Here is a 23,337-nt window from a genome sequence, read left to right as displayed (position 1 = left end):
CGCCCTCCGCCACAATCGCCCCGGCTCCGCCTGCGCGTGTCGGCAGCCGAGCCGAGCTCAGGGCCGGTAGATCGGGGTGCCGCGCTTCGGCTAGGCTGAGGCCATGCTCGTCTATCGTCGCCAGCCCGCCGCCGCCCGCCTTCGGGGTGTCGTGCGCGGCTATCAGGAGCGGACCGGTCGCCTGTCCGGGCCGGGGGTGGTGCTGCCGCTGACCGCGCGGCCGAATGCCTTCATCGAGATCTATGCCGCCACCCCCTACTGGGCCGATGTGGGGTCGGGGTTCGCGGCGGTGCCGGACGCCGTGATCGTGGGGCCCCAGACCCGGCGGCATACGGACCTTTTGATGCGCGGCGAGATCTGCAGCTTCAACATCCAGTTCCAGGCGGGGGGCCTCAACCGGCTTCTGGGACTGCCGATGGACGAGATGGCGGATGCCGCCCATGCGGCGGACAACGTCGGCGGGGCGGCCCTGGTCGACCTGCGCGCCGCGGTGCAGTCGGCGGCGGGCTTCGAGGGGCGGGTCGCCGCGGCCGAGGCCTGGCTGTCGCGGCGGATGCAGGCCGCACGCCCGCGCGACGCGGTCGACCAGGCGGCGGATGTCCTGCGCCGGATGCGGGGGGCGGTGCGGATCGACGCCCTGGCCGACCGCGCGGGCCTGGGCGAACGCCAGTTCCACCGGCGGTTCACCGCCCAGGTCGGAGTCGCGCCGAAACTCTATGCCCGCATCGTCCGCTTCGACGCCATGCTGGCGGACCGGGGCCGGGACCCGTCGCGCCCCTGGACCGCCCTGGCCCAGGACCACGGCTATTTCGACCAGTCCCATCTCCAGCGCGACTTCCACGCCTTCGCCGGAACCGCGCCCGGCGGGTTCGCCTCGCCGCTTCCGGTCGTCCGGGCATGACCGATCCGTCCTATCGGTCGGGGGTCCGGCGTGGCTGACTGCGGGTCCGTCCGGACGGAGACCGACCCATGCACCGCCGTCACGCCGTTCTCGGCCTTGTTTCCCTTCCTCTCGCAGGCACCGCCATGACCGCCCTCGCCCAGCCCTCCACCGACGGCCACGCCGATATCCACGCCTGGCTGGATCAGCACGCCGCCGCCTGGAACGCCAACGACGTTCCCGGCATGTACACCCGCGCCGCGCCCGACCTGCACTGGGTCAATGTGGTCGGCATGCACTGGCGGGGCCTGCCCGCCGTGATCCATGCGCATGAGGTGTTCTTTGCCATCATGTTCCGCGACGTGCCCCTGACCCTTCTGGGCGTGGACAGCGTGGTCCAGATCGCGCCGGACGTCCGGATCTGCGTCGCCCGCTGGGTGCTCGGCGACTACACCACGCCGTCGGGGGACCGGATCGTGGCGGAGACCAACCGCATGACCCTGGTCTTCACGGGGCGGGACGACGGCCTGTCGCTGCGCCACGTCGCCAACATCCGCATCGATGCCGACGCCGCCCGCCACGACCCCGCGCCGGGTTGAGGTCAGCGACACAGCCTCCCGGACCCGACGACGCGACCGCGCAGTGACTGGCGACATCGTCCCCGGCGCACTAGGTTGCGTTCATGAACCGTTCCTCGACCCCGAAGGGCTCGGCCCCCGTTACCAGGAAGCCGGTCCACGTTCCGAACAGGGGCGTGGCCGAGGCCCCGTCGGCCTTCCTCCGCGACGGCGATATCCCGTCCTCCTCCGGCTCGACCGGAGGGCGGGCCACGTCGAACCTGCCCATGTTCGCCCCCGTCACCGGACCGCGCCTGACGCCGGAGGAGCCGCCGGTCAATGCGGGCGAGTGGACCCCGCACCGCCCCGACCGCCCCGCCAAATCCCTGACCGGCCGCCAGAAGCACCGCTTCCGGCTGGAGACCACCTACACCCCCGCCGGCGACCAGCCCGCCGCCATCGCCGAACTGGTGTCCCAGGCGGCCCAGGGCGACCGCGACCAGGTCCTGCTGGGCGTCACTGGCTCGGGCAAGACCTTCACCATGGCCAAGGTCATCGAGGCGACCCAGCGCCCGGCCCTGATCCTCGCGCCGAACAAGACCCTGGCGGCCCAGCTATACAGCGAGTTCAAGGCCTTCTTCCCCGACAATGCGGTCGAATACTTCGTCAGCTACTACGACTACTACCAGCCGGAAGCATATGTACCTAGAACTGATACATATATCGAGAAGGACTCAAGCATAAACGAGCAGATCGACCGGATGCGGCACTCGGCGACGCGGTCGATTCTGGAGCGGGACGACGTCATCGTCGTGGCCTCGGTCTCCTGCATCTACGGCATCGGGTCGGTGGAGACCTATACGGCCATGACCTTCGACCTGAAGGTCGGCGACCAGATCGACGAGTCGAAGCTGCGGGCCGACCTGATCGCGCTTCAGTACAAGAGGAACGACGTCGCCTTCGACCGCGGCATGTTCAGGAAACGCGGCGACACCGTCGAGATCTTCCCCGTCCACCTCGACGACCGGGCCTGGCGCGTCAGCCTGTTCGGCGACGAGATCGAGGCGATCGCCGAGTTCGACCCCCTGACCGGCCGGAAGACCGCCGATCTGAAGGAGGTCACCGTCTATGCCGCCAGCCACTACGTCACCCCCCGGCCGACGCTCAACCAGGCGCTCGGCGGCATCAAGGCCGAGCTGAAGGAGACGCTCGACTGGATGATCGAGAACGGCAAGCTGCTGGAGGCCCAGCGGCTGGAACAGCGCGTGCGCTTCGATCTGGAGATGATGGAGGCCACCGGCTCCTGCGCCGGGATCGAGAACTATTCCCGCTGGCTGACCGGCCGCGCGCCGGGCGAGCCCCCGCCCACCTTCTTCGAATACATCCCCGACAACGCCCTGCTGTTCGTGGACGAGAGCCACGTCACCATCGGCCAGATCAACGGCATGTTCCGGGGCGACTACCGCCGCAAATCCACATTGGCCGAATACGGCTTCCGCCTGCCCTCCTGCATCGACAACCGCCCGCTGAAGTTCGACGAATGGGAGGCGATGCGGCCCCAGACGGTCCACGTCTCGGCCACCCCCGGCCCGTGGGAGATGGAACAGACCGGCGGCGTCTTCGTCGAACAGGTCATCCGCCCCACCGGCCTGATCGACCCCCCGGTCGAGATCCGCCCCGTCAGCGGCGCCACCCGCAACCAGGTCGACGACGTCATCGACGAGGTCAAGGCCGTGGCCCGCGCCGGCTACCGCTCCCTGGTCACCGTCCTGACCAAGAAGATGGCCGAGGACCTGACCGAATATATGCACGAACAGGGCGTGCGCGTCCGCTACATGCACTCTGACGTCGACACCATGGAGCGGATCGAGATCATCCGTGACCTGCGCCTGGGCACCTTCGACGTCCTGATCGGCATCAACCTTTTGCGCGAGGGGCTCGACATCCCCGAATGCGGCCTGGTTGCCATCCTCGATGCGGACAAGGAGGGCTTCCTGCGCTCGGAGACCTCCCTGATCCAGACCATCGGCCGCGCGGCCCGCAATGTCGACGGCCGCGTCATCCTCTATGCCGACCGCGTCACCGGCTCGATGGAGCGCGCCATGGCCGAGACGAATCGCCGGCGAGAGCGCCAGACCGCCTACAATCTGGAACACGGCATCACGCCCGAGAGCGTCAAGCGCGACATCAAGGAGATCCTCGACAGCCCTTATGAGAAGGACCGCGTCCTGATCCCGACCACGGGCGTGAAGGAAGACACCCGCCCCTTCATCGGCAACAATTTCCAGGCCACGCTGAAGGACCTCGAAGGCAAGATGCGCGAGGCCGCCTCCAACCTCGAGTTCGAGGAGGCCGGCCGCCTGCGCGACGAGATCAAGAAACTGAAGCTGCTGGACCTGGAGTTCGCCAACGAGATCATGACCGGGGCGGGGGAAGCGGTCGACAAGACCGCGCCGAAGAAGTGGCGCGCGGAGGCGGCGGCGGAGAAGGCGGAGGCGTTCCGGAAGGGGCGGTTGTAGTCGGTCCCCTCTCCCCCAAGGGGAGAGGGTCCCACATTCCGCACCGCCGCCATCTGTGCTATCCTCTCCCCATGGCCGTGCTCAATGTCACCCTGCCGCCCGCGCTCGACCGGTTCGTCCGGGATCAGGTCGCTGCCGGGGAATATCCCGACACCGACACCCTGATCCATGAAGCCATCCTGCGGATGATGCCCCGCGCCGAGGCCGACGCCTTCCGCGTGGAACGCTTCAATGGCCTGGTTCAGGTGGGGCTCGACGAGATCGAGCGCGGCGAAGTCATCGAGGTCACCGACATCCGGGCCTTCCTCGACGAGATCGAGGCCGAGGTCGAAGCCGGGTTCGCCGACCGCGCGGCGTGAGAGTTACTCGGCGGCTACCGAAGAGTTGTACGAATACGTCTTCCACGTCGGCGCATAGGTCTCATCCGCCTGATTGCCCCAGACGGCCCATTTCGGCCGCTCGCCGCGCGCAAACAGTTCCAGATACGGCCCTGGACTGCACGCCTCGATCAGTTCGTACTGCTCGTCGGGCTTGCGGCTGTGTTCCCGCTTGCGCGTCTCGATCATATTGACCTGCCGCCGCCCCGGAGCCTCGGTGCGCGCATTCTTGCCGCGCGTTCCGAACAGGATGATCTCGGTCACATTGCGGAAATAAAAGCCGACGCCCCGACCGTCCGAACCGCCGTCCTTACGGATCTTGTGCCAGATCAGGTTGGATTTGTAGTTGAAGCCCCAGGCCTTCATGACCTCCAGCCCCTCGGGCAGCAGGGCGTTGGGCACCCACATGTAGAGATGCGCCGTGTCCTGAGCGACCTCGGCAACCGGCAGGTCGCAGATGCCTTGCAGGTCCATGGTCGGATAGCGGTTCAGCCGCTTGTGCTCCGGCGCGACTTTCCCCGTGCGGTTCTGAAATTGCCAAGGTGGATCGGCCAGGATCGTGCGGAACTTCTTCCCCTTCGCGAAGGTAAGGAGATCACGGCCTGCATCGGGCTGCTCTGCATCGTAGGCCATTCACTCACCCCCGCGCTGCGGACAGAATCAGTGGCGCGCGTAACCGACGGTAACGGCAAGGTGTGCGCTCCGCATACCTAGTTCATCGTTTGTTCTGGACGATTTGTCTACAAAAAGTAGACCGGGTGTCCACGACGGCGTTAGCGTTCCACGACGCAGCGGGGCGTGATCCCGAATACGAGGACGGGACAGGCACCGTTGCGGCCGGCATTTAGGCGATAAAGCAACTTCCCCATCCATGTGGTGCTGGCCCCGTATTTGGCTGCCGTTGTACGCGGCGTCCCGTCTTTCATTTCTATCTTGCCGCTTTTCGTCAGCGCGGGGCCGAGCCCCTTGATGAACTCGGTCATCTCGACGCCTCTAGTCACCAGAACGCCCACATCCACGACCCCGGTCTGGGCGAACGCCGAGAAGGCGTATAGGTCCCGGTCAAAGGTCTGATCCTTGCTGTTCCATTCGAGGTCGAAGGCAACCTTGCCCTTCACGTAGTCGACCTTATGCCCGTCGAGGTATTTTGCCCTCGTGATAATCTCCGGCTCCATCTTCTCGTATCTGGGCTTCGCAAGCGGCTTCCCGCGTTTGCTTGTCGTCACGTAACGCTTGGCGATCTTCTCGACCTTCAGGTCGCCTCGAATGATGGTTTCGCGCCATTCCTTGGGGCGAAGACTGGCGGACAGAAGCTTGGGGATTTCGGACTCGTTGCCGCCTGCGGTCCGGATCATCGTCTCCGTAATCGCGAAGTCTCTCAGGGCGTCACACAGTTCCTCGAACAGACCTTCGTGGCTCAGAGCCAGGATCGTCGCCGCGCTGCGATAGCTGTGAACTTCATACTTCGCGAGTAGGTCCGGGGGTATCATCCGCGCGACGATCTCCTGAGGGTCAGCGGCCTCGTTGGGAGAAAGCGCGACCTCGTCTCGCGATACTTCGTCCTCGAATGTCTCGTCATCGTTCATCGCGGCACGATGCATCGGATTCCATCGCCGGGACAAGGCGATCTACCCCGGCAACCACAATGTGCGACCGAAGATCAGGCAGCAGTTGCAGGTGCTGCGGGACCGGGGCTGGCTGGCGTTCAACGGGCGGGGGACGTACAGGCGGACGACCTGATCTTTCGTCATCCTCCGGCAAGCCGCGCCTTCGCGGCGCAGACCGGGGGACACAGCGGCGCCGAAGGCGATCTGTTCAGGCACGATCTCTTTGCAGTCAGTGTGTGCGGCAATTTCGCGCTCTCGCGCGCCGCTGCGTCACCCGGTCTCCGCTGCGCTTCGCCGGAGGATGACGAAAGGGGGACGGGGCGGCTCGCCCTAAACCAACTCCACCTTCAGCGAATGCCCCAGCACCCGCGCCGCGCGGTTCAGGATGTCCAGCGTCACATTCGAGGCATTCGGGTCGAGGACGCGGTTCAACTGCGCCCGGCCACTCCCTCTCCCATAGGGAGAGGGCTTGAGGCTCGCAGAGCGAAGCGATGCGCATCAGCCGACCCGAAGGGCGGCGCGTAGCAGCCAAAGGGTGAGGGGTTACGCACTCACCGGCTGGCACCTTAACCCCTCACCCTTTCGCGCCAGGACGACGGCTGAGGCCGCCGTGCGCTCAAGCCCTCTCCCGCCGGGAGAGGGAGGAGACGACCCGGGTTCACCCTGGCGGAGGTCTATGGGTTCGAGGCGCGGCTGGCGGCCCTCTACCCCGGCAACCACAACGTCCGGCCCTGGATCAGGCAGCCGTTGCAGGGGCTGCGGGACCGGGGGTGGCTGGCGTTCAACAGGCGGGGGTCGTACCGGCGGACGACCTAAACCCCCGCCCCTCTTTCGTCATTCCGGGCGGACCCCGGCGCAAGCCGGGGGGAGACCCGGTCCCGAAGGGCGGCGCGTAGCAGCCAACAAGGCGGCGCGCGGGAGCGCGAAGCTGTCGCGGACACCGGCGGCTGACAGATCGCCTGCGCTTCGCTGCGGCGCCGCCTGGTTCCGGGTCTCCGCTGCGCTTTGCCCGGAATGACGAAGGGGAGGAAGGGCTGGAATGATGAGATGGGATGCACTCTTCTCCTTCGTCATTCCGGGCGCAGGCGCGCTTGCGCCGGAGACCCGGAACAAGGCGGCGCGCGGGAGCGCGAAGCTGTCGCGGACACTGGCGGCTGACAGATCGCCTGCGCTTCGCTGCGGCGCCGCCTGGTTCCGGGTCTCCGCTGCGCTGCGCCCGGAATGACGAATGAAGAAAAAGAACGGGAATGACGGAGAGGAAAAGCGCGTTTAGATTGCAATCATGTCCATCCGCCGTCCCTTCATCGCCACCTACATCATGGCGAACGGGCGCAATGGGGCGACCAATGTCGGGATGACGTCCAACCTCCACGCGCGGGTGTGGAAGCACAAGAACGGGACCTATGACGGCTATTCGATGGACAAGGGCTGCACGTCGCTGGTCTGGTACGAACAGCACCAATGGGTGGTCGAGGCGATCCGGCGCGAGAAGCGGATCAAGGGCTGGAAACGCGACTGGAAGCTGAAGCTGATCGAGGATGCGAACCCCGACTGGCTGGACCTGGCGGCGGACTGGTATCCGGTGAACGATCCGGCCTGGGTGCCGCCGTCCGAGGCGGACTGAGCCACCCCCCTTTCGTCATTCCGGGCGAACCCCGGCGCAAGCGGGGGAAGACCCGGACCCGAAGGGCGGCGCGTAGCAGCCAACGAGGCGGCGCGCGGGAGCGCTAAGCTGTCGCGGACAGTGTTGCTGGAAGATCGCCTTCGCTTCGCTGCGGCGCCGCCACGTTCCGGGTCTCCGCTCCGCTGCGCCCGGAATGACGAAGGGGAGGAAGGGCCGGAATGACGAGGGAAATGTCCGGTCCACCACCCCCAACTGTCCGCGCTCGCTCCGATTTCCCCCGTCCTTTCAACACCCGATCACGCGACCGGCCCCCCGAACGCGCCCGCATATCGGGCCGTGCGATGATGAGAGTCGGGCCAGATGCGGAGGACGGGATGGCGAGGGTGAAGGCGAAGTGGGCGGGGATGGGGGATGACGCGCGGCTGGCCAAGGCCAGTCGGGTCGCGTCGGAAGCGATACGGATCGTGGGGCTGATCAAGCTGGTGGCGACCCTGCCCGAGGGGCGGGTCCGGCGTACACTGAAGGCCGAGGTGGATCGTCAGATCGAGACCCTGGAGCGGGAGACGGCGTGACGGCGGCGGAAGGGGCGGCGGAGGACGAGGTCCGGCCGACGCGGCGCAAGATCCGTCCCGATTCCGTCTGGGCCGAGGTGCGCAAGGCCTGGGAGAGCGGGGAGACGGCGCGGTCGGTGGCCAGACGTTATGACGTCGGCGTGCCCGCCCTGTGGAAACGGAGGGAAGCCGAGGGGTGGACGCGGCCCGAACCGCAGTCGGGACCGGTCGAGCCGGTGGAGGGATGGGACAGCTTTGCGGAACGGAAGCGAGAGCGGTTCCTGAACGATCTGGAGAGCGTGCGAGAGCTGGCGCTCGATCTGATGCGCATCCTGAAGGGTGGGCCGATCGGGGACGCGCCGCTGTGGCACCTGGGCTTCATCTATAGCGAGCGGGCGCGGCTTCTGGGGGCCGAGGTGGCGGTGGCGGATCGGGAGAAGGCGCGCGGCTATGCCTGGGGCGAAGTGCTGTGGGATGCCGAGGGGCGGTTGAAGCCGCAGTGGGAGCTGGACATCCTGATCCTGCAACTGCACGCGCGGACCTGGCGTGAGGAAGTCGGGCTGCCGGACGGGGTGGCGGAGAGGTGGCCCTAGAGGGTCAGCCCGTCGCCAGCCCGACACCCCGTCCGCCGCCCGGGACGGGGGCGACGTCGAGCAGCTTGACCCGGAACACCAGCACCGAATTGGGCGGGATGTCGCCCTGGCCCTGGTCGCCATAGCCGAGGTCGGGCGGGAGGTAGAGCATCCACTCGTCGCCGGCCTTCATCATCTGCAGGGCCTCGGTCCAGCCGGGCACGACCGCGTCCACATGGGTGGCATAGGGGATGCCCCGGGCGAAGGAGGAGTCGAACACCGTGCCGTCCGTCAGCGCCCCCTCATAGTCCACGCGGACCAGGTCGTTGCGGTCGGGGCTGGGGGCGCCGGACGGGCCGCTGTTCAGGACCTTGTACTGCAGGCCGCTGGCCGTGGTGCGGATGCCCTCGGCGCGGGCGTTGGAGGTCAGGAAGAACTCGGCGGCCTTCAGGTCCGCCTCCGCATCGGCGCCCGGCGCGGCGTCGCCCCTGTTGCAGGCGGACACGGCCAGGACCGCGACCAGAACGAAAGGCCTAACCCATCCGAAGCGCATAACCCTGGTCCCTCAAAGCCTGTCCGATCTCGTCGGCGTGGGCGCTATCGCGCGTTTCGACCATGATGTCGAACTCCGCCCCCTTGGCCGGCACGTCCAGCGCCAGACGGTTGTGGACGACGTCGATGATGTTGCCGCCGACGTCGCCGATGACCCGGGCCATGGCCGACAGGATGCCCGGCCGGTCGTCGGACAGGATGCGATAGACGATCAGGCGGCGCTCCCTGACCATCTCGCGGTTCAGGACCACGGCCAGCATCCGGGCGTCGATGTTGCCGCCGCAGAGAACGAGGCCGACCTTCATCCCCCGGAACCGCTCCGGTTGGGCCAGCAGGGCGGCCAGACCCCCGGCCCCGGCCCCCTCCGCGACGGTCTTTTCGAGGGTGGCGAACAGGGAGACGGCGCGCTCGAAATCCTCCTCGGCGCAGACCACGACGTCCTCGACCAGGGGGTCGGCCAGGGCGAAGGGGATGTCGCCGACGGCCTTGATGGCGATGCCCTCGGCGATCGTCGCCCCGCCGCAGACGGGCGGCAGGCCCGCCCGCCGGGCGCTGAAGGAGGGATACATGGCCGCCTCGACGCCGAAGATGCGGATGTCGGGCTTCATCGCCTTCGCCGCAATGGCGCAGCCCGCGATCAGGCCCCCGCCGCCGATGGGGATGACCAGGGCGTCCAGATCGGGGGCGTCCTCGAGGAACTCCAGGCCGCAGACCCCCTGCCCCGCCACGATGCCCGCATCGTCGAAGGCGGAGATGAAGACGAAGCCCTCGGTGTCCCTCAGCCGGTGGGCCTCGGTGGTGGAGGCGGTGAAGTCCAGGCCGTGGATGACCACATGGGCGCCGTGGCCGCGGGTGCCGTCGACCTTGGTGAAGGGCGTGCCCTCGGGCATGACGATGGTCACGGGGATGCCCAGCCGGCCGCCGTGATAGGCCAGGGCCTGGGCATGGTTGCCCGCGCTGGCCGCCACCACGCCGCGCCGCCGCTCGTCGGGGGTCAGGGACAGGAGGCGATTCAGCGCACCGCGCTCCTTGAAGGAGCCGGTGAAATGCAGGTTGTCGAACTTGACCCAGACCTCGGCCCCCGTGGCCTGCGACAGGCGGCGGGAGTGGCGGACGGGGGTGCGGTCGACCTGGCCGGCGATGCGCGACTGCGCGGCCTGGATGTCTTCGAAGGTGACGCTCATGGGGCGGTTGTGGCGCCCGCCGTCAGGTCTCGCAACCTTGACCTTACGCCTGCGTTAGGGGTCTTGTGGCGGTCGCCTGACGGGCGATTCCGCGTGTCTTGAAGGGAGCCTGCCGATGTCGATCCGTACCTTCGTCGCCGTTGCGGCCGTCGCGGCCGGTCTGGGGGCCTGCGCCCCGACCATGGGAACGGCCGGTGGCGGCTATGGTCCCCCCGCCGCCTTCAACGCCGCCGACTTCGCACCCTCCGCCCGGATCGGGAACGCCGCCATCGAGGGGCGCGTGGCCTTCGGGCGCGACGGCCAGAGCTTCGCCTGCACCGGCTCGGTCGGCCTGACGCCGGACACCCCCTATACCCGCCAGCGGTTCCAGACCCTGTATGGCTCGACCGAACAGGCCGCCGTGCCCGAGGTGGTGGTCCGCGCCCGCACCGTGCCCGACCCCAATGCCGACTACCGCTCCTACGTCCGGTCCCAGACCTGCACCAACGGCCGGTTCCGGTTCGACGCCCTGCCCGAGGGCGGCTGGTTCCTGATCACGCCGGTCAGCGCCGGGGCGGACCGGATCATCCTGATGCGCCACGTCGTCACCCGCGCCGGCACGACCGCCAACGTCACCCTGTAAGGCTTACCCCCATCCGCGCGGGCCGGTCCCGCCCCAGCCCGAGGCGTCCCTTCGATGAAAGCCTTCGCCCTCGCCGCCCTTGTCCTGACCGTCGCAGGCCCCGCCTCGGCGCAGAGCGGGCCCCATCCCGATCCGGCCCGGACCTATTCGAGCGACGGCCGGTATGGAGACGACTTCAGCGGTCAGGCCGACCGGCCGGGCGATTACCGCTGCGACGCCTATTGGGATCGGGGGCGGGACGACTGCGGAGCCTCCTGGCGCGACCAGCGGCGCGACAGCAGCCAGACCCGTGGTCCGGACTATGACCATCGACGCTACACGTCCTACGGCCATGGGCAGGGCGGCGGCTATGTCTACCAGCCCTACAGCCAGGGCACCCAGTACTACGGAGCATACGGCCGCCCGGACCAGGTGTATCCTGGCAGCGGTTACGGCGGTCAGGTCGGCAGCCGGTCGTCCTGGTGCGCCGCGCGCTACCGCTCCTACGATCCCGGCAGTGGCTACTACCGCGCCTATTCCGGCCGTCTGGTGTTCTGCGGGTGACGCCGGGCCTCCCGGCCGATCACGAGACAGTGGGTAACCCGCGTTCGCCATCTTTCGGACGCAGCGGGATCGCCTTACCTGTGCCAGGCCCGTCCCGGGCCGGTCTCAGTTCAGGGAGCGCGTTCATGTCCCAGCACAACATCGTCGGTTCGGAAGCGTTCAACCGATCGCCCTTCGTCATCATCCGCAGCGTGCGGACGGGCGGCATGCGTCGCCGCCAGACCCGCACGGCCTTCGCTTTCGTGGCCGGAGCGGCCGCCGCCCTGGTTGGCGGCGTGGTCGCCGCCGTCCTGGCCTTCGGACCGGGCCTGGCCGGCGGTTAGGCCAGCCAGACCATCCGGCGGGTGTCGACCGGCGCGCCCCGCGCCTTGCTGAACTGACGCCGGACCTCGCCGGTGTAGAGGAAGCCCGCCTTTTCCAGAACGCGACCCGAGGCCGGGTTGTCGGCGAAATGGCCGGACATCAGGGCCCGCCTGCGCCAGCGCTTGCCGGCCCAGACCAGGGCGCCTTCCAGGGCCTCTGTGGCAAAGCCCCGGCCCCAGAAGGGCCGACCGATCCAGTAGCCGATCTCGGGGGCCAGGTCGGCGTCCTCGAACAGTCCGATGACCCCGACGGGTCCCAGATCCTCGTGCTCGATCAGGAAGGTGTTGGCCTTGGCCGGGTTCTGGGCCGCGACATCGGTCACGAACGCCTCGGCTTCCCGATGGCCATAGGGATAGGGCATCCGCAATGTGTTGCGGGTGATGGCCTCGTCATTGGCCAATTGCGCAATGGCCGACACGTCCCGGGGCGCAGGCGCGCGCAGCAGCAGGCGCCGGGTCTCGATGACCGGAGAGGTTTCGATGACGCACATGTTTCCAGCCTTGTCTTCGGTCCACCTCCTTTGAGGGCTCGGGCGGACTTCGAGGCGGGGAACGCAAACGGGGAGCCTGGTGATCCAGACTCCCCGCGGAAATATTTCCCTGGTCCGGATCGGCTGCTTTTTCGAGGAAGCAGCGCGATCCGAAATCCGGTTTCGCGCTACTCGGCGGCGATCGCCCCATTCTGGGCAAGGGAGGCGTCGTCGTTCGCCGGAAGGATCGACACGTAACAGCGGCCGTTGGCTTTCTTGGTGAATTTCACCGCGCCGTGCTCGAGAGCGAACAGGGTGTGGTCACGGCCCATGCCGACGTTGTCGCCGGGGTGGAAGGTCGTGCCGCGCTGACGCACCAGGATGTTGCCGGCCAGCACGTTCTCGCTGCCGTATTTCTTCACGCCGAGGCGCTTGGAGTGAGAGTCGCGACCGTTACGCGACGAACCACCGGATTTCTTGTGAGCCATCTGGGCGCTCCTGCTTCCTTGTTGCGCCAGCGGCCGTTCGGCCTGGCTGAGCGCGAGTCCTGCTTAGGCTTCGTCGGTCGAAGCGGCGGTTTCGGTCTTGGGCGCGGCCTTCTTCGCCGGAGCCTTCGCAGGCTTGGCGGCGGCGGCGGGCGCTTCGGCTTCCACCGGAGTGGCGGCTTCCACACGGGGCGCCAGGCCACGGGCACGCAGGTTGATCTCGGCCTTGGTCATCAGATCGACCTTGCCGTCCCACTTTGCGGTCTCGCCGGCACCGTCGATGCCGGTGATGCGCAGGACCGATTCCATCTGGCGGTGGCCATTGGTACGGCGATAGCCCTGACGGCGGGTCTTCTTGAAGATCTTGACCTTCTCACCCTTGCGGGTCTCGATCAGGGTGGCGGCGACGGTCGCGCCCTCGATCAGGGGAGCGCCCAGGGTCACGCCCTTGTCGCCGCCCAGCATCAGGACCGAGCCCAGGCTGAGGACATCGCCGGCCGCGCCGTCGAGCTTTTCAACGACGATCGTGTCGCCCGGTTGGACCCGGTACTGCTTGCCGCCGGTCTTGATCACCGCGTACATCTTGAAGCCTTGGCTAACGCAAAAAAGAATGCGCCCGCCGGGAGACCCCGCGGGCGAAGAGCGGCGACATATACGGATGGTGCCCTGCGAGTCAACGCGAAACGCACCGGAAATGCCGCCGGGTGCTGATTTGCGACGCTGATCTAGCCCTGTCCCAACCGGCTGTGCAAAGACGGGACGACCTTCCAGACAGAGGCCCTCGATGACCCAGACTGAAGCCGGCGGCGCGACCGACCGCCGCGTGACCGCCGCCCGCCGGATCGTCGCCCATGTGGCCGAACATCTTCAGGCCGACCTGTCGCTGCGGCTGTGGACCGGCGAGGTCCTGCCGCTGGGACCGAAAGCCCGCGACGACATCCAGATCGTGGTTGCGCGCCCGTCGGCGGTGCGTCGCCTGCTGCTGAAGCCCGGCCTGATGACGCTGTTCGAGATGTTCGGCACCGGCGACCTGCGGGTCGAGGGGGGCAGTCCGCTGGATGCCGCCGACCGCTGGGACCACGGTCGCGCCATCCATCTGGCCTCACGGCTCGACAAGGTCCTGATGGCGAAGGAGGCCCTGCCCTTCCTGCTGGGAGGATCGGACGCGGAGGCGACGCAGCTTCCGGCCTGGGACACGACCGGCAACGACGGCATCGGGGCCGAGAAGGCCGGACGCAGCGACCAGGACTTCATCCAATTCCACTATGACGTCGGCAACGACTTCTATGCGCTCTTCCTGGACCCGGAGATGGTCTATTCCAGCGCCTATTTCACCCGCCACGACGCGACGCTTGAGGCGGCGCAGGAAGAGAAGCTGCACCGCATCTGCAGGAAGCTGCGGCTCCAGCCCGGGCAACGCCTTCTGGATGTCGGCTGCGGCTGGGCCGGTCTGTCCTGCTGGGCCGCGAAGCATTACGGGGTCACCGTTCACGGCGTGACCCTGTCGCAGGCGCAACTGGATTTCGGCCGGGCCAAGGTCGAGCGGGAGGGGCTGTCGGACAGAATCACCCTGGAGCTGAAGGACTATCGCAACGTCGAGGGCGAGTACGACGCCATCAGCCAGGTCGAGATGTTCGAGCACGTCGGCTTCGCCAACCACGAACGCCACTTCCTGGAGATGAAGCGGCTGCTGAAGCCCGGCGGCCTGTATTTCCACCAGGCGTCGGTGCGGCGCGGCGGCCAGGATCCGATCAGGCCGACCGACACCACCAAGGTCATCACCCGCTTCATCTTTCCGGGCGGCGAGCTGGACACCATCGGCATGACGGTGACCAACCTGGGCCGTCTCGGATTCGAGACCCTGGATGTCGAGGACATGCGCGAGCATTTCGAGCTGACGCTGAAGCATTGGGAAGACCGGCTGTATGCCCGGCGCGAGGAGGCCTATGCCCTGGTCGGCGAGGCCCGCACCCGGCTGTGGCTGATCTATTTCGCCCTGTTCAAGAAGGGCTTCGAGCGCGGCTCGGTCCTGGTCTACCAGACCGTCGCCCAGAAACGCCGTCCCGGACCCAGTGGCCTGCCACTGGACCGGGCCAGTTTGTATCGGTGACGCAGGCCACACTGGACCTGACTCCCGAGTGTCGGGCATTGTCAGGCATAGTTTCGCTCGCCGGGACCGCTCCATGCCGAAGCTACTCGTCCTAGTCGTCGCACTCGCTTTCGCGAGCATCGGCCGTTCGACCGCTGCTCAGGATATCCAGACAGCCCAGGCCGTCGCATCGCGGGACGCCGCTGGCGTCACCGTCCGCTACACCCTGCCCGAGCCGGTCACCCGCGTCGCCTTTTCCGACCACGACACGATCCGTACGCTCTGGGCCGTCACCACGCCCGGCCTGACGCTGGACGACGACGTGATCAGCAGTGAAAGGCCGTTCGACGCGTTCGAGCTGCACCTCCGCCCTGATGCGGCCGAGGTCGATCGCGTCTACATGGGCTTGAGCCTCGCGGGCGAAGGCCGCGTCGTCTTCGGCCCCGGCTTTATGCTGGAGGGCATCCGCACCGAACTGTCGTTCGCCCTGACCATGGGCGAGACCAGCCTGCCGGACGCCCATCTGATCGACGGCTATGCCTATGTCGGACCATCGACCGATATTGCGATCGACCCACGTGGTGACGTCGTCACCGGGACGAACATCGCCCCCGAACTGAGCGAAGCACTAAGGCACAGCTTCTTTGACTCCATGGCCTTCTACGCGGCTCGCCTGAATGCGGGCCTGCCGTTCCGCCCGGTACTGATCGGCAGTGTCGACAGCCCCGGCCCGGCGAGCTTCCGCGGCGACGTCACCGAAACAGGCGTGATCTCGGTGCGTTTCCAGGGCAATGCATGGCGCGACGCGATCGAAGCCGTCGACCCGTTCGTCTGGCATGAGACCTTCCACCTGTGGAACAGTCACAGCGTGGAGACGCCGGACGCGGAAGACGCCCCGTGGTTGCACGAGGGTGGTGCCGAATACGCCGCTGTCGTCGGCGCGGTCTCGACGGGCGCGATGGACGAGGCATCGGCGAGATCGAGCATCGCACGCCGTCTCAATGGGTGTCACCGCCTCCTGGGCGCGGACGACCTGGACCCCGTTCGTCTCCAGTCCGGCAACGGCCCCTATGATTGCGGTGTCCTGATCCAGTGGCTGGTAGACCTCGAGGCCCGGAAAGCCGGATCCGGCGATGTCTTCATGCTGTGGAAAACAATGCTGGCAGCCGCTCGTACGTCTCCGACAGGCTATGGCGTCAGCGAATTCCGCGCTCTGACCGGCACCGGCAGCGCTGTTGCCGTTCTGCTCGACGGACCCAGCGCTACCCGCTGGGCCACGATCAAGGCCCGCCTCGCCGATCTGGATGTCACGATCGAGAACCACCCGGGCGATCAGGACCTGCGCGGTGCCGCCCTGATGCACGTCGCCCGGATCAACTGCCCGGGCGGGTCTTACGGCTTCTACGACACTCCAGGCGAGTTGACGCTGGACGGGGCCAACTGCGGCGTCCTGTCTGGCGAGCCGATCATAGACACGGTCGAGGGCCATGACCCGCACCGCGCCAGCCGTCCCATGTTCGAAGCCATCCAGGCTCGCTGCGCCGACAACCTGCCGATCCGCTACGGCACGCGCGACGGCCGCGTCCTGGAAGCGAGCTGCAACCAGCCTCTGGTCGAACCCGAGGTTTGGACCATCGTCGACGCCCCTCCGCTGGCGATCAAGGACGAATCGCGCTCGACCGTTACAAAGTAACACGCTATAGGGCGGACGATGTCCCCGTCCGCCCTTGAACAGCCGGTCCTGTGGTCGCTTCTGGGCGGCGGGTTCGCGGCGGCCTTTCTGCACGCGGCCCTGCCGACGCACTGGCTGCCATTCGTGCTGGTCGGCCGGGCCCAGCGATGGAGCCTGACGCGGAGCCTTCTGGCGGTCACGGCGGCGGGGCTGGCCCATATCGCCACGACGGCCGTGGTCGGCAGTCTGATCGTCGCGGCCGGCATGGCGCTGGACGAGGTGGTCGCCGGGTTGCTGCCGCATCTGTCGGCGGTGCTGCTGTTCGGCTTCGGCGGCTTCTATCTGATCAAATCGATGGTCCGCAGGCCGGCGACGGCGGGCGGGCCGCTGCTGGATCTGGCCGAACCCGCGGTGTCGCATTCGGCCGCCTTCTGGGGGCTGGTGGCGGTCATGGCCCTGTCGCCGGGGGAGGTCCTGTTGCCGATCTACATGTCCTCGGCCCAGGAGGGCACGATGGCGCTGGCGCTGCTGACGATCGTCTTCGCCGTCGGGACGATCCTGGGCATGGCGACCTTCACGACCCTGGCCCGCGCGGGCGCTTCGGTGCTGAGGCTGGAGCGGTGGGCGCGATATGAGGGGGCCATCCTGGGTGTCGCCCTGATCGCGATCGGACTTCTTGTCGTGATGCATCGGCACTAGGCAGTGGCGAGTGACGAGTGACGAGTGGTTCAGCTTGAACCGCGCGCGTTGTCCACGGCCCCAGGGTATCCGGTATGGAGAGAATTGACCGTGCGGCGATCCCTCGCCACTCGCCACTAGCCACTCGCCACTCCCCGGCCTACCCATCCCCCATGGCTCACGACCACGCGCACCCTCACCACGACCACGACCACGACCACAGTGGTCACACCCATGGGCACGCGGGGCACGCCCACGGCGGACATGGACATGCGCACGGTCCGGTCGACACGGGCGACTGGCGCTATGGCGTCGGGCTGATCATCAATCTGGCCTTTGTGGCGTGCGAGTTCGGGGCCGGGCTGTTCAGCGGCTCGACGGCGCTGCTGGCGGACGCGGGGCACAATCTGTCGGACGTGCTGGGTCTGGCCATGGCAGGCGGGGCGGCGGTGCTGGCGAGGCGCGCGGCGGGCAGCCAGCTGACCTATGGCTTCGGCAAGGCGACCATCCTGGCGGCGCTGGCCAATGCCCTGCTGCTGATCTTCGCCTGCGGGGCCATCGCCTTCGAGGCGGTGCAGCGACTGTCAGAGCCCGCGCCGGTCCAGTCGGGCGTCGTCATGATCGTGGCAGGCATCGGTTTCGTCATCAACCTGGCCACGGCGCTGCTGTTCATGCGGGACCAGCATTCGGACCTGAATGCGCGCGGGGCCTATCTGCACATGCTGTCGGACGCGGCGGTGTCGATCGGGGTGGTGATCGCAGGCGGGGTCATCATGATGACCGGATGGTCGATCCTGGATCCGCTGGTATCCATCGTCATCGTGGCGGTGATCCTGTGGGGCACCTGGGGCCTGCTGAAGGATTCTGTCGGCCTGGCGATGGACGCGGCCCCCGCCTCGGTGGATGTGGCCGCGGTCCGGTCGGCCCTGGCCGGGCTGCCGGGCGTCACGGCTGTGCACGACCTGCACATCTGGGGGATGTCGACGACCCGGACGGCGCTGACGGCGCATCTGGTCCACGACCGGGGTGATCCGCGGGCCCTGCTGCTGGAAGCCCAGACCCTGGCGCGCAGCCGCTTCGGCATCGGCCACACGACCCTGCAGCTGGAAACCGACGTGATGCCGGACTGCCCGGACTGCTAGACGGCCATCAGTCCACGCAGAGGGTCGGGCCGGCCTGCCCGTCCTCGACCGGCGTGCGGCAGCCGAACGGCAGGTCGTTGACGGCACAGCGCCCGGTCACCGGGCCGGGAGGCTGGTTGCCTGCTGTCTCCGTGTAGCAATTGCCCCGGCAGTCATCGCCGTCGCGACAGACCTTGCCGCCGTCCGCGAAGGGAATGATGCACTGCTCGGTCTGCAACCGGCCCACCCGCATCAGGGCGCCGCCCCGGGCCGCGCAGGCCTGTTCCGCCGTCCGGGTCGGCGTGGCCGTCTCCGGGGTCGGGGCCGCCATTGGCGAACAGGCGGAGGCCAACAGGGCGAGGGCGGCGATCAGGAGGCGCATGGTTATCCCTTGTGCGAGACGTCGCCCTTCGCGAACCCGGTCCAGACGTCGTCGTAGTCGAGCTGCATCGTCGGGGTCGTTTGCGCCCATTCCGTGGTGCGGATCGGAAGCCGTGTCTCGAACATGAAGGCCAGGGTGTTTTCCAGCCTGTGCGGCCTGAGCTCGGCGGCGACCGCCTTGTCATAGCTGGCCTGATCGGGGCCGTGGCCGCTCATGGCGTTGTGCAGCGAGGCGCCGCCGGGGGCGAAGCCGCCCTCCTTGGCGTCATAGGCCCCGGTCACCAGGCCCATGAACTCGCTCATGACGTTCCGGTGGAACCACGGCGGGCGGAAGGTGTCCTCGGCCACCATCCAGCGCGGCGGGAAGATCACGAAATCGCAGTTGGCGGTGCCGGGCGTATCCGAGGGGCTGGTCAGGACGGTGAAGATCGACGGATCCGGGTGGTCGAAGCTGACCGTGTTGATGGTGTTGAACCGGGCGGTGTCCCAGCGATACGGCGCGTTGTTGCCGTGCCAGGCGACGACGTCCAGCGGGCTGTGGGCGAAGGTCGTGGTCCACAGACGCCCGGCGAACTTCTGGATGCATTCGGTCGGGCGATCGACATCCTCGAAGGCGGCGACGGGCGTCTCGAAATCGCGCGGATTGGCCAGGCCGTTGGAACCGATGGGGCCGAGATCCGGCAGGCGGAAGGGCGCGCCATAGGTCTCGCAGACATAGCCGCGCACCGGCCCGCTCACCTCGACGCGGAAGCGGACGCCGCGCGGGATGACGACGATGTGGCCGGGGTCCGCATCGATGCGGCCGAACTCGGTGACGAAGGTCTGGGATCCCTCCTGCGGGACGATCAGCAGCTCGCCGTCGGCACAATAGAAGACCCGGTCCACCATCGAGCGGTTGGCAGCATAGAGGTGAATGCCCACGCCGGTCTGGGCCTCCGCGTCGCCGTTGCCGCCATAGGTGACGAGGCCCTCCACCCAGTCGGTGGGGGCGGTCGGGATCGGCAGGGGGTCCCAGCGCATGCGGTTGGGGCTGGGCGGGGCGTCGTGGAAGGGGCCGGAGCGGATCAGGCCCCGATCGAAGGGCCGATAGGCCGGATGCTGGGCCGAGGGGCGAAGGCGATAGAGCCAGCTGCGGCGGTTCTCGGCCCTCGGCGCCGTGAAGGCGGTGCCGCTGAGCTGCTCCGCATACAGGCCCATCGGCGTCTTCTGCGGCGAGTTGCGGCCGACCGGCAGGGCACCGGGGACCGCCTCGGTCGCGAAATGATTGCCGAAGCCGGTCAGGTAGGTCGCGCTGTTCAGCGTCATGCAAGGTCTCCCTGAACCGGGACTTAGCCCTTCTCCCCTTGCGGGAGAAGGTGCCCCGGAGGAGCGGATGAGGGGTACGAGGATGCGGACGAGATGGGCGGGCCAGGCGGCTCACCGGTGAATCCACAGTCACCCCTCATCCGACCTCGCTCCGCTCGGCCACCTTCTCCCGCAAGGGGAGAAGGAAGCGGGATCAGTACCCTCCCGCCCTCGCCAGTTTTTCGGCGTGGAACCCGGCGTCGCCGAGCAGTTCGTTCAGTACACGGACCCGCTTCATATAGAGGCCGACGTCGTATTCATCGGTCATGCCGACGCCGCCGTGCATCTGGACGGCTTCCTGGACGGCCAGTTCGGCGACCTTGCCGGCCTTGGCCTTGGCGACCGAGACAGCGAGGTCGGCCTTGTCGGCCCCGGCGTCGATCCGCTGCAGGGCCCCCAGCACGGCCGCCTTGGCCAGTTCCAGCTCGGTGAACAGATGGGCAGCGCGGTGCTGAAGGGCCTGGAACTCGCCGATCGCCTTGCCGAACTGCTTGCGTCCGCGCAGGTATTCGACGGTCGAGAGGAAGGCCTGATCCCCGGCGCCGGTCAGGCAGGCGGCGGCGCAGGCGCGGCCGAGGTTCAGGGCACCCTCGAGCGCCTTGTCCCCGCCATCGACCTCACCGATCACGGCGTCGGCGTCGACCTGGACGTCGGTCAGGACGATCCGGGCGGCGTTGTGGGCGTCGACCATGACGGTGCGCTCGATCTCCACGCCCGCCGTCCTGGGATCGACGAGGAACAGGGTCGTGCCCGCCCCGGTCCTGGCCGCCACGATCAGGGCGTCGGCGATATGGCCGTCCAGCACGAAGCCCTTGGCCCCGTTCAGTTTGAAGCCGTTGCCGCTGCGCTCGGCGGTGGTGGCGATGCGGGACGGCTGGTGCTTGGGGCCTTCGTCCAGCGCCAGCGACAGAATGGCCTCGCCCGCCGCGATCCTCGGCAGCCAGGCGGCCTGCTGATCGGCCGATGCCGCATCGATCAGGATGCGGGCGGCCAGGATCGACGACCCGAAGAAGGGCGACGGCGTCAGGGTCCGGCCCAGCCCCTCGGCTACGATCCCCGCCTCGACCGCGCCGAGCCCGGAGCCGCCGTGGTCCTCCGGGATGATGACGCCGGCGAAGCCCATCTCTCCGAACGCCTTCCACAGGTCGCGCGAGACGCCGTCCGCGTCCCTCGAGTCCCGCAGCTGCCGCAGGTGGGCGATGGGCGCGTTCTCGGACAGGAAGCCATCGGTGGCCTCCTTCAGCATGGTCTGCTCTTCGGTCAGGATCAGGGGCATGGTTCTTGAAATCCTAGCGCAGAACAAAAGTGGCGAAGGCGATGTTGGCGGCCTGATAGACTGGAGCGCTCAAGAAGATCGCGCTCGCCCGCAGTGAGGATCGTGTCACCAGCCAAACGACACCCCCCGTTACTAAAGCGATCGGCGGTGCCAGGAAGACCAGTTTGGCCGTCCAGGTTGGAGCGATACCCTCCCAGTCCGCACCGAAACCGAGAGGGGTCAGCAGAATCCAGCTGAGGAAGAAGCTCGCACCCAAGCCGACCAGCGCTGCACCGATCAAAATGGGGCGTTGGGGCCGTGTCTCCACCGTCAAGCCCCCGGCAGCTGAAGCAGATGCTTTGCGATGATGTTCAGCTGCACTTCGCTGGTCCCGCCCTCGATGGAGTTGGCCTTGGTGCGCAGCCAGTCCCGCGCCGCCGTGCCCTTCCGCGACCGGTCGCTCTCCCATTCCAGCGCATCAGAGCCCCCGGCCGCCATGGCCAGTTCGTGGCGGCGCTTGTTGAGCTCCGAGCCATAGTATTTCAGCATCGAGGCGATGGCGGGCGAGACCTGTCTGGCCTTCACCTGATCGCCGACCCGCTCCATCGACAGGCGGAAGGCGGCGACGTCGATGTCCAGTTCGGCGATCTTCGTGCGCAGCATCGGCTCGTCCAGCCGGCCCGCCTCGTCCAGCCCGATAGAATCGACGGCGACGTGACCCATGGGGCGGCCCATGTCGCCCATGCCGCCGATCATGGTGCGTTCGTGGGCCAAGAGCGCCTTGGCCACGTCCCAGCCCCGGTTCAGGGTCCCGACCAGGTTTTCCTTTTCCACCCGCACGTCGTCGAAGAAGGTCTCGCAGAAGGGGGACTTGCCGCTGATCAGAGTGATCGGCCTGGTCGACACGCCGGGCGTCGCCATGTCGAACAGGACGAAGCTGATGCCCAGGTGCTTGGGCGCGTCCGGGTCGGTGCGGACGAGGCAGAAGATCCAGTCGGCCTTGTCGGCATAGGAGGTCCAGACTTTCTGGCCATTGACGATCCAGTGGTCGCCGCGATCCTCGGCCCGGGTCTGCAGGCCCGCGAGGTCGGAGCCCGCGCCGGGCTCCGAATAGCCCTGGCACCAGCGGATCTCGCCGCGCACGATCTCGGGCAGGAAGCGCTTCTTCTGTTCCTCGGTGCCGAACTGCAGCAGCGCCGGGCCCAGCATCCAGATGCCGAAGGACGACAGCGGCGACTGGGCGTCGATGCGGCGCATCTCCGAGGCCAGCACCTTGGCCTCCTCGCGCGACAGGCCCCCGCCGCCATATTCGGTCGGCCATTCCGGCGCGGTCCAGCCGCGCTCGCCCATGGCCTCCATCCAGGCCTTGTGCGCCGGGGTCTTGAAGGTCGCATTGCGACCGCCCCAGACGCGGTCCTCGTCATTGTCGAGCGGGCCGCGGCATTCGGCGGGGCAGTTCGCCTCCAGCCAGGCGCGCGTTTCGCTGCGGAAGGTGTCCAGATCGGCCATGGTCGTCTCCCTGACGTCTTCGGGTGCGTCTCAGACGGTCAGGTTAGCAAAGAAAATCGGGTGACGTAGCGTCAGCGTTGTCCCTCCCCCGAGGGGGAGGGAGAGTGTCAGCGCGCCGTCGGCAGGAAGGGCGAGAAGGTGATGACGGTGAAGGTGTCGCGGATGTGCGGCCGCGTCTGGACCGACTTCGTGACGAAGGTGCCGATGTCCATCTCCTTTGGCAGCTGGAACTTGGCCAGCAGGTCGTACTGGCCGGAGGTCGAATAGACCTCCGAGACGTTCTCGACATTGTCGACCATGTCGGCGGCGACGTCGTTGGCGTGGCCCAGCTCGCATTTGATGAAGACGAAGATGGCGGTCATCATGGCGGCAAGCTCCCGGCT

The 23,337-nt window shown here is 67.7% G+C and carries 29 protein-coding genes; 16 read left to right on the top strand and 13 right to left on the bottom strand.

The window, feature by feature from the left end; translation table 11 throughout:
- Positions 1–103: 103 nt before the first annotated feature.
- Positions 104–901 (top strand): helix-turn-helix domain-containing protein, encoded by a 798-nt coding sequence (locus tag O3139_RS04745; RefSeq protein ID WP_269515825.1) that lies wholly within the window; start codon positions 104–106, stop codon positions 899–901.
- Positions 902–1,026: 125 nt separating this feature from the next.
- On the top strand, positions 1,027–1,479 hold the full coding sequence (locus O3139_RS04740) for an SgcJ/EcaC family oxidoreductase (protein ID WP_269515824.1): 453 nt from the start codon (positions 1,027–1,029) through the stop codon (positions 1,477–1,479).
- Between the two features lie 70 nt (positions 1,480–1,549).
- Here O3139_RS04740 and O3139_RS04735 read toward each other — a convergent pair whose 3' ends face one another.
- Complete coding sequence (locus tag O3139_RS04735; protein ID WP_269515822.1) at positions 1,550–1,726, bottom strand: hypothetical protein; 177 nt, start codon at positions 1,724–1,726, stop codon at positions 1,550–1,552.
- Between O3139_RS04735 and uvrB the strand changes: the two genes are divergently transcribed.
- Together uvrB and O3139_RS04725 are read left to right on the top strand one after the other, a co-directional pair.
- A complete protein-coding gene (uvrB, locus tag O3139_RS04730; protein ID WP_269515821.1) occupies positions 1,725–3,956 on the top strand; it encodes an excinuclease ABC subunit UvrB in 2,232 nt (743 codons plus the stop codon). The genes O3139_RS04735 and uvrB overlap by 2 nt on opposite strands.
- Positions 3,957–4,027: 71 nt before the next feature.
- On the top strand, positions 4,028–4,315 hold the full coding sequence (locus O3139_RS04725) for a ribbon-helix-helix domain-containing protein (protein ID WP_269515820.1): 288 nt from the start codon (positions 4,028–4,030) through the stop codon (positions 4,313–4,315).
- Between the two features lie 3 nt (positions 4,316–4,318).
- Here O3139_RS04725 and O3139_RS04720 read toward each other — a convergent pair whose 3' ends face one another.
- Both O3139_RS04720 and O3139_RS04715 read right to left on the bottom strand, forming a co-directional pair.
- Entirely contained in the window at positions 4,319–4,966 is a 648-nt protein-coding gene (locus O3139_RS04720) for an MT-A70 family methyltransferase (RefSeq protein WP_269515819.1), read from the bottom strand.
- 140 nt (positions 4,967–5,106) lie between these two features.
- On the bottom strand, positions 5,107–5,919 hold the full coding sequence (locus tag O3139_RS04715) for a BglII/BstYI family type II restriction endonuclease (RefSeq protein WP_269515818.1): 813 nt from the start codon (positions 5,917–5,919) through the stop codon (positions 5,107–5,109).
- On the opposite strand from O3139_RS04715, the gene O3139_RS14745 reads away from it, so the two are divergent.
- The 5 genes from O3139_RS14745 (at position 5,858) to O3139_RS04700 (ending at position 8,708) form a co-directional block, all read left to right on the top strand.
- A complete protein-coding gene (locus O3139_RS14745) occupies positions 5,858–6,073 on the top strand; it encodes a hypothetical protein (RefSeq protein WP_420022339.1) in 216 nt (71 codons plus the stop codon). The genes O3139_RS04715 and O3139_RS14745 overlap by 62 nt on opposite strands.
- 530 nt (positions 6,074–6,603) lie before the next feature.
- Positions 6,604–6,756 carry a hypothetical protein gene (locus O3139_RS14740; protein ID WP_420022345.1) on the top strand — a complete coding sequence of 51 codons (153 nt, stop codon included), beginning with the start codon at positions 6,604–6,606 and terminating at the stop codon, positions 6,754–6,756.
- Between the two features lie 466 nt (positions 6,757–7,222).
- Positions 7,223–7,564, top strand: coding sequence for a GIY-YIG nuclease family protein (locus O3139_RS04710; protein ID WP_269515816.1), 342 nt, complete (start codon positions 7,223–7,225; stop codon positions 7,562–7,564).
- Between the two features lie 374 nt (positions 7,565–7,938).
- Positions 7,939–8,136 (top strand): hypothetical protein, encoded by a 198-nt coding sequence (locus O3139_RS04705; RefSeq protein ID WP_269515815.1) that lies wholly within the window; start codon positions 7,939–7,941, stop codon positions 8,134–8,136.
- Positions 8,133–8,708, top strand: a complete 576-nt coding sequence (locus O3139_RS04700; protein WP_269515814.1) for a hypothetical protein — start codon at positions 8,133–8,135, stop codon at positions 8,706–8,708. The genes O3139_RS04705 and O3139_RS04700 overlap by 4 nt, the downstream gene beginning before the upstream one ends.
- 4 nt (positions 8,709–8,712) lie before the next feature.
- On the opposite strand, the gene O3139_RS04695 is transcribed toward O3139_RS04700, so the two are convergent.
- Positions 8,713–9,240, bottom strand: a complete 528-nt coding sequence (locus O3139_RS04695) for an FKBP-type peptidyl-prolyl cis-trans isomerase (RefSeq protein WP_269515812.1) — start codon at positions 9,238–9,240, stop codon at positions 8,713–8,715.
- The gene (locus O3139_RS04690; RefSeq protein ID WP_269515811.1) at positions 9,221–10,423 is read right to left on the bottom strand and encodes a threonine ammonia-lyase; all 1,203 of its coding nucleotides are present in this window, start codon (positions 10,421–10,423) and stop codon (positions 9,221–9,223) included. The genes O3139_RS04695 and O3139_RS04690 overlap by 20 nt, the downstream gene beginning before the upstream one ends.
- 115 nt (positions 10,424–10,538) lie before the next feature.
- Between O3139_RS04690 and O3139_RS04685 the strand changes: the two genes are divergently transcribed.
- From O3139_RS04685 to O3139_RS04675, 3 genes are all read left to right on the top strand, one after another.
- Positions 10,539–11,045, top strand: a complete 507-nt coding sequence (locus O3139_RS04685) for a hypothetical protein (protein ID WP_269515810.1) — start codon at positions 10,539–10,541, stop codon at positions 11,043–11,045.
- A gap of 54 nt (positions 11,046–11,099) precedes the next feature.
- Entirely contained in the window at positions 11,100–11,588 is a 489-nt protein-coding gene (locus O3139_RS04680; RefSeq protein ID WP_269515809.1) for a BA14K family protein, read from the top strand.
- A gap of 125 nt (positions 11,589–11,713) precedes the next feature.
- On the top strand, positions 11,714–11,911 hold the full coding sequence (locus O3139_RS04675) for a hypothetical protein (RefSeq protein ID WP_269515808.1): 198 nt from the start codon (positions 11,714–11,716) through the stop codon (positions 11,909–11,911).
- Here the strand turns inward: O3139_RS04675 and O3139_RS04670 are convergent.
- The 3 genes from O3139_RS04670 to rplU all read right to left on the bottom strand — a co-directional run bounded on the left by O3139_RS04670 (position 11,908) and on the right by rplU (position 13,487).
- The gene (locus tag O3139_RS04670; protein WP_269515807.1) at positions 11,908–12,441 is read right to left on the bottom strand and encodes a GNAT family N-acetyltransferase; all 534 of its coding nucleotides are present in this window, start codon (positions 12,439–12,441) and stop codon (positions 11,908–11,910) included. The two genes, O3139_RS04675 and O3139_RS04670, sit on opposite strands and share 4 nt — an antisense overlap.
- A 167-nt stretch (positions 12,442–12,608) precedes the next feature.
- Positions 12,609–12,908 carry a 50S ribosomal protein L27 gene (gene rpmA / locus O3139_RS04665; protein ID WP_269515806.1) on the bottom strand — a complete coding sequence of 100 codons (300 nt, stop codon included), beginning with the start codon at positions 12,906–12,908 and terminating at the stop codon, positions 12,609–12,611.
- A gap of 63 nt (positions 12,909–12,971) precedes the next feature.
- A complete protein-coding gene (gene rplU, locus O3139_RS04660) occupies positions 12,972–13,487 on the bottom strand; it encodes a 50S ribosomal protein L21 (protein ID WP_269515805.1) in 516 nt (171 codons plus the stop codon).
- 202 nt (positions 13,488–13,689) lie between these two features.
- Here rplU and O3139_RS04655 point away from each other — a divergent pair, with 202 nt between their 5' ends.
- The 4 genes from O3139_RS04655 to O3139_RS04640 all read left to right on the top strand — a co-directional run bounded on the left by O3139_RS04655 (position 13,690) and on the right by O3139_RS04640 (position 18,486).
- Positions 13,690–15,015, top strand: coding sequence for an SAM-dependent methyltransferase (locus tag O3139_RS04655; RefSeq protein ID WP_269515804.1), 1,326 nt, complete (start codon positions 13,690–13,692; stop codon positions 15,013–15,015).
- A 73-nt stretch (positions 15,016–15,088) separates the two neighbouring features.
- Positions 15,089–16,687, top strand: coding sequence for a hypothetical protein (locus O3139_RS04650; RefSeq protein ID WP_269515803.1), 1,599 nt, complete (start codon positions 15,089–15,091; stop codon positions 16,685–16,687).
- Between the two features lie 18 nt (positions 16,688–16,705).
- Positions 16,706–17,365, top strand: a complete 660-nt coding sequence (locus tag O3139_RS04645; RefSeq protein WP_269515802.1) for a hypothetical protein — start codon at positions 16,706–16,708, stop codon at positions 17,363–17,365.
- Positions 17,366–17,517: 152 nt separating this feature from the next.
- Positions 17,518–18,486, top strand: a complete 969-nt coding sequence (locus O3139_RS04640) for a cation diffusion facilitator family transporter (protein WP_269515801.1) — start codon at positions 17,518–17,520, stop codon at positions 18,484–18,486.
- A 7-nt stretch (positions 18,487–18,493) separates the two neighbouring features.
- Here the strand turns inward: O3139_RS04640 and O3139_RS04635 are convergent, their stop codons facing one another.
- The 5 genes from O3139_RS04635 to O3139_RS04615 form a co-directional block, all read right to left on the bottom strand.
- Complete coding sequence (locus O3139_RS04635; RefSeq protein ID WP_269515800.1) at positions 18,494–18,847, bottom strand: hypothetical protein; 354 nt, start codon at positions 18,845–18,847, stop codon at positions 18,494–18,496.
- Positions 18,848–18,849: 2 nt separating this feature from the next.
- Positions 18,850–20,151 (bottom strand): homogentisate 1,2-dioxygenase, encoded by a 1,302-nt coding sequence (hmgA, locus tag O3139_RS04630; protein ID WP_269515799.1) that lies wholly within the window; start codon positions 20,149–20,151, stop codon positions 18,850–18,852.
- A 193-nt stretch (positions 20,152–20,344) separates the two neighbouring features.
- A complete protein-coding gene (locus O3139_RS04625; protein WP_269515798.1) occupies positions 20,345–21,466 on the bottom strand; it encodes an acyl-CoA dehydrogenase family protein in 1,122 nt (373 codons plus the stop codon).
- A 309-nt stretch (positions 21,467–21,775) separates the two neighbouring features.
- On the bottom strand, positions 21,776–22,954 hold the full coding sequence (locus O3139_RS04620) for an acyl-CoA dehydrogenase family protein (protein ID WP_269515797.1): 1,179 nt from the start codon (positions 22,952–22,954) through the stop codon (positions 21,776–21,778).
- A gap of 107 nt (positions 22,955–23,061) precedes the next feature.
- Positions 23,062–23,319 (bottom strand): Lrp/AsnC family transcriptional regulator, encoded by a 258-nt coding sequence (locus O3139_RS04615; RefSeq protein ID WP_269515796.1) that lies wholly within the window; start codon positions 23,317–23,319, stop codon positions 23,062–23,064.
- Positions 23,320–23,337 lie beyond the last annotated feature (18 nt).

This window comes from Brevundimonas subvibrioides (assembly GCF_027271155.1).
Lineage (GTDB): Bacteria > Pseudomonadota > Alphaproteobacteria > Caulobacterales > Caulobacteraceae > Brevundimonas > Brevundimonas subvibrioides_D.
This window is presented reverse-complemented; position numbering and strand designations above follow the sequence as displayed.

Coding starts and splice junctions, on each gene's coding strand:
- O3139_RS04715 (WP_269515818.1), bottom strand. CDS start 5,919: ATGAACGATGACGAGACATTCGAGGACGAAGTATCGCGAGACGAGGTC.
- rplU (WP_269515805.1), bottom strand. CDS start 13,487: ATGTACGCGGTGATCAAGACCGGCGGCAAGCAGTACCGGGTCCAACCG.
- O3139_RS04685 (WP_269515810.1), top strand. CDS start 10,539: ATGTCGATCCGTACCTTCGTCGCCGTTGCGGCCGTCGCGGCCGGTCTG.
- O3139_RS04705 (WP_269515815.1), top strand. CDS start 7,939: ATGGCGAGGGTGAAGGCGAAGTGGGCGGGGATGGGGGATGACGCGCGG.
- O3139_RS04735 (WP_269515822.1), bottom strand. CDS start 1,726: ATGGGCAGGTTCGACGTGGCCCGCCCTCCGGTCGAGCCGGAGGAGGAC.
- hmgA (WP_269515799.1), bottom strand. CDS start 20,151: ATGACGCTGAACAGCGCGACCTACCTGACCGGCTTCGGCAATCATTTC.
- O3139_RS04670 (WP_269515807.1), bottom strand. CDS start 12,441: ATGTGCGTCATCGAAACCTCTCCGGTCATCGAGACCCGGCGCCTGCTG.
- O3139_RS04690 (WP_269515811.1), bottom strand. CDS start 10,423: ATGAGCGTCACCTTCGAAGACATCCAGGCCGCGCAGTCGCGCATCGCC.
- O3139_RS04710 (WP_269515816.1), top strand. CDS start 7,223: ATGTCCATCCGCCGTCCCTTCATCGCCACCTACATCATGGCGAACGGG.
- O3139_RS04615 (WP_269515796.1), bottom strand. CDS start 23,319: ATGATGACCGCCATCTTCGTCTTCATCAAATGCGAGCTGGGCCACGCC.
- O3139_RS04635 (WP_269515800.1), bottom strand. CDS start 18,847: ATGCGCCTCCTGATCGCCGCCCTCGCCCTGTTGGCCTCCGCCTGTTCG.
- O3139_RS04695 (WP_269515812.1), bottom strand. CDS start 9,240: ATGCGCTTCGGATGGGTTAGGCCTTTCGTTCTGGTCGCGGTCCTGGCC.
- O3139_RS04655 (WP_269515804.1), top strand. CDS start 13,690: ATGACCCAGACTGAAGCCGGCGGCGCGACCGACCGCCGCGTGACCGCC.
- uvrB (WP_269515821.1), top strand. CDS start 1,725: ATGTTCGCCCCCGTCACCGGACCGCGCCTGACGCCGGAGGAGCCGCCG.
- O3139_RS04625 (WP_269515798.1), bottom strand. CDS start 21,466: ATGCCCCTGATCCTGACCGAAGAGCAGACCATGCTGAAGGAGGCCACC.
- O3139_RS04745 (WP_269515825.1), top strand. CDS start 104: ATGCTCGTCTATCGTCGCCAGCCCGCCGCCGCCCGCCTTCGGGGTGTC.
- O3139_RS04675 (WP_269515808.1), top strand. CDS start 11,714: ATGTCCCAGCACAACATCGTCGGTTCGGAAGCGTTCAACCGATCGCCC.
- O3139_RS04680 (WP_269515809.1), top strand. CDS start 11,100: ATGAAAGCCTTCGCCCTCGCCGCCCTTGTCCTGACCGTCGCAGGCCCC.
- O3139_RS04740 (WP_269515824.1), top strand. CDS start 1,027: ATGACCGCCCTCGCCCAGCCCTCCACCGACGGCCACGCCGATATCCAC.
- rpmA (WP_269515806.1), bottom strand. CDS start 12,908: ATGGCTCACAAGAAATCCGGTGGTTCGTCGCGTAACGGTCGCGACTCT.
- O3139_RS04650 (WP_269515803.1), top strand. CDS start 15,089: ATGCCGAAGCTACTCGTCCTAGTCGTCGCACTCGCTTTCGCGAGCATC.
- O3139_RS04640 (WP_269515801.1), top strand. CDS start 17,518: ATGGCTCACGACCACGCGCACCCTCACCACGACCACGACCACGACCAC.
- O3139_RS04620 (WP_269515797.1), bottom strand. CDS start 22,954: ATGGCCGATCTGGACACCTTCCGCAGCGAAACGCGCGCCTGGCTGGAG.
- O3139_RS04725 (WP_269515820.1), top strand. CDS start 4,028: ATGGCCGTGCTCAATGTCACCCTGCCGCCCGCGCTCGACCGGTTCGTC.
- O3139_RS04645 (WP_269515802.1), top strand. CDS start 16,706: ATGTCCCCGTCCGCCCTTGAACAGCCGGTCCTGTGGTCGCTTCTGGGC.
- O3139_RS04720 (WP_269515819.1), bottom strand. CDS start 4,966: ATGGCCTACGATGCAGAGCAGCCCGATGCAGGCCGTGATCTCCTTACC.